Source organism: Hansschlegelia beijingensis, assembly GCF_045505405.1.
Lineage (GTDB): Bacteria > Pseudomonadota > Alphaproteobacteria > Rhizobiales > Methylopilaceae > Methylopila > Methylopila beijingensis_A.
Genome location: NZ_JBJKEX010000509.1, coordinates 1 through 1,481 on the forward strand (window position 1 = coordinate 1; position 1,481 = coordinate 1,481).

2 protein-coding genes and 1 pseudogene are annotated in these 1,481 nt (G+C 67.9%); 1 reads left to right on the plus strand and 2 read right to left on the minus strand.

What is annotated here, in order from left to right:
* Window positions 1-308, minus strand: a pseudogene (locus ACIKT0_RS18175) (aminotransferase class I/II-fold pyridoxal phosphate-dependent enzyme); the annotation flags it as partial.
* A gap of 164 nt (window positions 309-472) precedes the next feature.
* The gene (fsa, locus tag ACIKT0_RS18180; RefSeq protein WP_407106734.1) at window positions 473-1,129 is read right to left on the minus strand and encodes a fructose-6-phosphate aldolase; all 657 of its coding nucleotides are present in this window, start codon (window positions 1,127-1,129) and stop codon (window positions 473-475) included.
* A 195-nt stretch (window positions 1,130-1,324) separates the two neighbouring features.
* Between fsa and ACIKT0_RS18185 the strand changes: the two genes are divergently transcribed.
* Window positions 1,325-1,481: primosomal protein N' family DNA-binding protein (locus ACIKT0_RS18185; protein ID WP_407106735.1), on the plus strand; the 157-nt coding region annotated here is incomplete at its 3' end.

Below are 1,481 nucleotides of genomic sequence, written 5' to 3' on the forward strand. Positions count from 1 at the left end.
ACGGTCGTGCCGGGGTCGCGGCCGGTCGGGTCCATGTCGGTGCCGCGATAGATGCCGTTGTTGTGCGCGGTGAACGCCACCTCGGCCTTGGCGTCCCGCAGGCCGTCATGGACGCTTGCGTGCACCAGCGCATCGCAGACGACCAGATCGCCTCGCTGCGGCAGCGTCGACACCAGCGCCACATTGGCCGCGTAGCCCGCGCCCATGTAGAGCGCGCGCCCGGCGCCGAAGAAGGCGGCGGCCTCGGCCTCGAGCGCCTCGTGTTCAGGATGGTTGCCCCGCAGCAGCCGCGAGCCGGCGGCCCCGACCCCTGATGCGCATGGGGTGTTCTCTCTCGCTATTGGAACTGCGAGAAGAACGCGCGGCTCGCGAACCGGTTCCTTATTAAATTGCGGAGGGCTTACTTGGCGCCGTCAGCAAACCCGCGCGGAGGTACTCAAGTATAGCGCGGCCGTCGCCTTATGTGCTCCGGTCACTCGATGCGCTGACCGGTCTTCGCCCAGTCTGCCCGGAACAGGTCGAGGCCCTTGTCGGTCAGCGGGTGCTTGACCAGCGACTTGAGCGTCGCGGGCGGGATGGTGGCGACGTCGGCGCCGGCCTTGGCCGCGTCCTTGACGTGGTTCACCGAGCGGATCGAGGCCGCCAGGATCTCGGTCGAGAAGTCCGGATAGTTGTCGTAGATCGTGCGAATGTCCTGGATCAGCTCCATGCCGTCCACGCCGGCGTCGTCGAGCCGGCCCACGAAGGGAGACACGAAGGTCGCGCCGGCCTTGGCGGCGAGCAGCGCCTGCGGCGCGCTGAAGCACAGCGTCACGTTCACCATCGTGCCTTCGTCCACGAAGGTGCGGCAGGCCTTCAGGCCATCCAGGGTGAGCGGAACCTTGACCGCGACGTTCTCGGCGATCTTGGCCAGGATGCGGCCCTCGCGCATGATCTCGTCATACTCGGTGGCGCCGACCTCGGCCGAGACCGGGCCGTCGACGATGTCGCAGATCTCGGCGATGAGTTCCTTCATCGGCCGGTTGGCCTTGAGGATCAGCGACGGATTGGTGGTTACGCCGTCGATCAGACCGGCCGCGGCGAGTTCGCGGATTTCGCTGACGTCGGCTGTGTCGACGAAGAATTTCATCGCTAGAGCTTCCTTGAAGAAAAGGGGGTGCGGCCACGCGGCCTCTCTGGTTTCAAGTGGCCCGCCGGACCGCTGCGCGCAAGCCAAAAGGGGCGAGGCTCCACGCATGACGTCACAGCGCGACGCCTTCTTGACGGCGGCGGGCTCCAGCGTCGAAGACGCGTGACCCGGCCGCCGACCGAGCGACTCCCTTTCATGCCCCAGAGCGCCATCGTCGAAGTCCTGCTGCCGGTCGCGCTCGACCGGACGCTGACCTATGCGGTCCCGGACGGGCTCGAGGTCGCGCCCGGCGACGTCGTGGTCGCGCCGCTCGGGGCGCGCGCGACCATGGGCGTGGTCTGGGACGGCGAGG